Genomic DNA, 4,847 nt, shown 5'->3' with positions numbered 1-4,847 from the left:
CAGCCACACCGCAGTGGAACTGCTGGAAGCTGGATATGAAGTTGTAATTGTCGATAATTTTGCGAACAGCCATCCCGAGGCGATCAAGCGGATCGGTGAAATTACGGGCAAGCCCTTTGCCTTCTATGAGCTGGATCTGCTCGACAGGAAGGCGCTGGACGAGGTGTTTGCGGGGCACGATGTCGAGGCCGTCATTCATTTTGCGGGGCTTAAGGCTGTCGGGGAGTCGGTGCAAATTCCGCTGAAATATTACCACACCAACATTATGAGCACGTTGAGCCTGTGCGAAGCCATGGCGAAGCACGGGGTATTCCGCATCGTGTTCAGCTCATCGGCGACTGTATACGGCGCTCCGCATTCCGTGCCGATTACGGAAGATTTCCCCGTAGGCGCCACCAATCCGTACGGACGGACCAAGGAAATGATTGAGCATATCCTGCGTGATATCGCGGTATCCGATTCTCGCTGGGGAATTTCCATCCTGCGATACTTTAATCCGATCGGGGCGCACAAGAGCGGGCGGATCGGCGAAGACCCGAACGGCATTCCGAACAATCTGCTGCCCTATATCTCCCAGGTGGCCGTCGGCAAGCTGGCGCAGCTCAGTGTGTTCGGCGATGACTATCCGACAGTCGACGGAACAGGCGTAAGAGACTATATTCATGTCGTTGATCTGGCGCAGGGTCATCTGAAGGCGCTGGAGCGGATACTGGGCCGTACCGGGGTGGATGTATATAATCTCGGAACGGGCCGGGGGCTGAGCGTGCTGGAGATCGTGAAGGCGTTCGAGAAGGTGTCCGGCCAAGCGATCCCTTACCGGATATCGGAGCGAAGAGCGGGCGATATTGCCGTCTGCTACGCGGACACGGACAAGGCGAATCAGGAGCTGGGCTGGCGGGCTGAGCGGGGAATTGAAGAGATGTGCGAGGATACGTGGCGGTGGCAGTCCGCCAATCCCGGAGGCTATGCAGCGGGTGAGCTGGAACCGTTGAAGTAAGCAGGGGGCCGTCCCGAAGGCGAAATTGCCGGAGGGATGGCTTTTTTTATCAGAACCGATTCTGCCGGATATGGAACAGGCAAGGGGTGCGCAGACTAGCGCCGTTCCAGCTTCCACTTGCTGTATTCCAGGAAGTCGCGAAACTCTCTTTTGCTAATCCCGGAGCGCATCGCTTCCTTGACCAGATCATGCCATTCCATATCGGCCTGTTCGACCTGATCATTTTCAACGCTTTCCTTCGGCTTGTCCGACTGGAGAAATTCCTCCACGGTTATACCCAGCACCAGCCCGACCTTCTCCAAAAACTGGATAGAGGGATTCCGCTGAATCCCGCGTTCTATTGAACTCAAATAAGATTTGGCTACTCCCGCTCTCTCGGATAATTCAGTAAGGGAGTAGTTTTTTTTCTTGCGAAGCTGTTGTATCTTTTTACCGATCATAGCCGACCTCCATCACTGGAAACTGATACATGACCTGCCTGTTTCGATTTATCTGTCCGCTGTGTTGGCGAACTTGTCCACAATAATAAATTGGTCCATCTCTTCCGCGCCGGAAATATAATAAGGACCGCTGCGCAGCCAGGCATGGGCGATCAGATTGCCGTTATTGTCCTTCGCCGTCCCTAAATAAAGGGTGCTGCCGATTCCCCGCCGTTCCAGCATTTTCATACCGGCTACCGCTCTGACCAGACATTTGCTGTCCCACGGCGTATACTTGCTCACGGTATGAATGGAACCGGCAACCTGTCTCATAGAGGGAGTGTGGCTCGCATCGCAGTCCCGGTCGGTCTCCCGCCCTCTTTCACCGAGCGAAGGGGCTACTTTGGAGAACTTGCGGAAGAGCAGCGTGCGGGCCCAGCCCAGCAGCACGAAGGCTTCCAAATAGAATAAAAAAGTGGTCTTGTCCAGGTTGAACACCAGCCGGAGCTTGCTCGCCATCTTCATCCGGCATCAGCTACGCGAATCAGATCTTCTTTCAGCAGGCTTTGCAAAAAAGGAATGACGTCCTGCTCGCAAATTTCAGCGTCCACTTCATAGAGCTGCCGAAGGGAGTCTATGATCTCCTTCACGGTTCGGGGAGTGCTGATGATGCCCCAAATATCTCCTCCGACCTGGCCCAAATTGAAATATTTGCCCTGCTCAATGCTGAGCATCACCTTCTCGCCGTCCATATCGCTGACAATATTGCCTTCACATTGAACCAGAACGGTGTCTATCGACAAAACCTCTGTTTTTTTCATCTCTAACCATCTCCTTTGCCGATAAATAACTCTCGATATAAATTTGAAAAAAATGTTCTTTCTAAAGAACGAGTCGATTTAGGAAATGGAAAATTATAAACGAGGAGCAAAGAAATTCAACAGAGAATATACGTTCTTTATAAAGAACATCAGTGATAAATATAAGGTAACATTTCACCAAAATATTGTCAACTCTCTCAAAGAGTAATTTTGTGCCCAACCGTAGCGTATTGACCTCATTGTATGAATATGGTATATAAAAATAGGGATTAGCACTCGAGTCATTCGAGTGCTAATCTGTGCGGAAGATGGTGGATATGCTGTGTTGTTCGCGATACCATCTTGGCAATCGGTTTTTATGCAGAACAGGGACGGGCTATTTAGTTAAGTATTTATATTAAGGAAGGGGATTTTTTCATGGGCAAGAAACAGTTTCAGGCCGAATCGAAAAGATTGCTGGAAATGATGATTAACTCGATCTACACGCAGCGGGAGATTTTTCTCCGTGAGCTTATTTCCAATGCCAGTGACGCCATTGACAAAATATACTATAAGGCGCTGACCGATGACTCGCTCACGTTCAACAAAGAGGATTACTTCATTAAAATGACCGCAGACAAGGAGAGCCGTACGCTGACTCTCTCCGATACGGGAATCGGCATGACCCAGGAAGAGCTGGAGAACAATCTCGGGGTCATTGCCAAGAGCGGCTCGCTCGCCTTCAAGAAGGAGAACGAAGCGAAGGACGGGCATAACATTATCGGGCAGTTCGGGGTCGGATTCTATTCCGCCTTCATGGTGGCCGACACCGTTACGGTAATCAGCCGCGCGCTCGGCAGCGAGACGGCTTTCAAGTGGGAGTCCGAGGGTGCGGACGGGTATACAATTGAGTCTACCGGGAAGGATTCGGTCGGCACCGACATCATCCTGAAGATCAAGGATAACACCGAAGAAGACAATTACGACGAGTATCTGGAAGAGTACCGCCTGAAATCGATTATCAAGAAATACTCCGATTTTATCCGCTACCCGATCAAGATGGACGTTACCCAAAGCAAGCTGAAGGAAGGCACCGAGAACGAATACGAGCAAATCACCGAGGAGCAGACCGTCAACAGCATGGTCCCGATCTGGCGCAAGAACAAGAGCGAGCTGAAAGACGAGGACTACGAGAACTTCTACCAGGAGAAGCGCTACGGCTTCGACAAGCCGCTCAAGCATGTCCATATCAGCGCCGACGGAGCGGTCGTGTACAACGCCATCCTCTTCATTCCGGAGAATACGCCTTTTGATTACTACACGAAGGAGTATGAGAAGGGTCTGGAACTGTATTCGAACGGCGTCCTCATCATGAACAAATGCGGCGATCTGCTGCCCGACTATTTCAGCTTCGTCAAAGGGATGGTCGATTCCGAGGACCTGTCGCTCAACATCTCCCGCGAGCTGCTCCAGCATGACCGCCAGCTCAGCCTGATCGCGAAGAACATCAAGAACAAGATCAAGAGCGCGCTGCAAGGTCTGCTCAAGGACGAGCGGGAGAAGTACGAGAAGTTCTACGGCGCCTTTGGCCGGCAGATCAAGTTCGGGGTGTACAACGACTACGGCATGAACAAGGACACGCTTCAGGACCTGCTGCTGTTCCACTCCTCCAAGGAGAAGAAGCTGGTTAGCCTGGACGAATACGTATCCAGAATGCCCGAGGATCAAAAATACATCTACTACGCTTCCGGCGAGTCCATCGAACGGATCGAGAAGCTGCCGCAGACGGAAGTGGTGGCCGACAAAGGCTATGAAATTCTGTACTTCACCGACGATATCGACGAGTTCGCCATCAAAACGCTGATGAGCTACAAGGAGAAGGAATTCAAATCCGTCTCCAGCGGCGACCTCGGGATCGATACGGAGGAGCAGGACAAAGCCGCCGAGAACGCCGATACCGAGAACAAGGATCTGTTCGAAGCGATGAAGGACGTACTCGGAGGCAAGGTCAAGAGCGTCAAGGCGTCCAAACGCCTGAAATCCCATCCGGTCTGCCTGTCCTCGGAAGGCGACTTAAGCATCGAGATGGAAAAAACGCTCCGGGCGATGCCTAACGCCGCTGACGTTCAGGCCGACAAGGTACTGGAAATCAACGTGAACCACGATGTCTTCCAGTCCCTGAAGAGCGCCCAGGAGCAGGACAAGGAGAAGCTTGCCCTCTATACGAACCTGCTGTACAACCAGGCGCTGCTCATCGAAGGCCTGCCGGTCGGCGATCCGGTGGAGTTCACGAACGATATTTGCAAGATTATGGTGTAAGACAGTCAAGAAGCTTATTAGACAACCCGTATTCGGCCCGCGCCGGTGCGGGTTGTTTTGCATAAAAGGCAGAACGAAGTTTTTCGCGCCAATTACCGAACGTATGTGCTATAATGAGAGAAAATGCCAACCTGATAGGAGCCTTCTGCGTTCGTTTTGGCAGCATTCGGTCTTTGTTTACGTCATATACATCCCTGGACCGAGCGCGAAATCGGCTTGCGGACGGTTTAGCTGTTTCGCCCCCCGTTTTATAGTTTGCGACGTAAAACCTCTCGCTTAGCTATGGGGATGTAAGTCGCCATCTGCGAGTTG

Annotated in this window: 5 protein-coding genes; 2 read left to right on the top strand and 3 right to left on the bottom strand. The window is 51.8% G+C overall.

Translation table 11 applies throughout. The features are described 5' to 3' along the window. Positions 1-997 (top strand): UDP-glucose 4-epimerase GalE (gene galE, locus L692_RS0127175; protein ID WP_036725943.1); only part of this gene is annotated, 997 nt, incomplete at its 5' end. A 95-nt stretch (positions 998-1,092) separates the two neighbouring features. Here galE and L692_RS0127170 read toward each other — a convergent pair. From L692_RS0127170 to L692_RS0127160, 3 genes are read right to left on the bottom strand one after another with little or no spacing between them, the layout of a single operon-like run. Continuing rightward, positions 1,093-1,437 carry a helix-turn-helix domain-containing protein gene (locus L692_RS0127170; protein ID WP_025703136.1) on the bottom strand — a complete coding sequence of 115 codons (345 nt, stop codon included), beginning with the start codon at positions 1,435-1,437 and terminating at the stop codon, positions 1,093-1,095. 48 nt (positions 1,438-1,485) lie between these two features. Further along, the gene (locus L692_RS0127165; RefSeq protein ID WP_025703133.1) at positions 1,486-1,941 is read right to left on the bottom strand and encodes a lasso peptide biosynthesis B2 protein; all 456 of its coding nucleotides are present in this window, start codon (positions 1,939-1,941) and stop codon (positions 1,486-1,488) included. Then, positions 1,938-2,237, bottom strand: coding sequence for a lasso peptide biosynthesis PqqD family chaperone (locus tag L692_RS0127160; protein ID WP_025703131.1), 300 nt, complete (start codon positions 2,235-2,237; stop codon positions 1,938-1,940). The genes L692_RS0127165 and L692_RS0127160 overlap by 4 nt, the downstream gene beginning before the upstream one ends. Positions 2,238-2,654: 417 nt before the next feature. Between L692_RS0127160 and htpG the strand changes: the two genes are divergently transcribed. After that, on the top strand, positions 2,655-4,535 hold the full coding sequence (gene htpG / locus L692_RS0127155) for a molecular chaperone HtpG (RefSeq protein ID WP_025703129.1): 1,881 nt from the start codon (positions 2,655-2,657) through the stop codon (positions 4,533-4,535). Positions 4,536-4,847: the final 312 nt, after the last annotated feature.

It is taken from the genome of Paenibacillus forsythiae T98, from assembly GCF_000520735.1.
Classification (GTDB): domain Bacteria; phylum Bacillota; class Bacilli; order Paenibacillales; family Paenibacillaceae; genus Paenibacillus_AQ; species Paenibacillus_AQ forsythiae.
The sequence above is the reverse complement of the archived record's forward strand: the minus strand, read 5'-3'. Positions and strand labels throughout refer to the sequence as shown.

What these genes read in the sequence shown, in the direction of transcription:
- L692_RS0127165 (WP_025703133.1), bottom strand. Translation starts at nt 1,941, where the DNA reads ATGAAGATGGCGAGCAAGCTCCGGCTGGTGTTCAACCTGGACAAGACC.
- htpG (WP_025703129.1), top strand. Translation starts at nt 2,655, where the DNA reads ATGGGCAAGAAACAGTTTCAGGCCGAATCGAAAAGATTGCTGGAAATG.
- L692_RS0127170 (WP_025703136.1), bottom strand. Translation starts at nt 1,437, where the DNA reads ATGATCGGTAAAAAGATACAACAGCTTCGCAAGAAAAAAAACTACTCC.
- L692_RS0127160 (WP_025703131.1), bottom strand. Translation starts at nt 2,237, where the DNA reads ATGAAAAAAACAGAGGTTTTGTCGATAGACACCGTTCTGGTTCAATGT.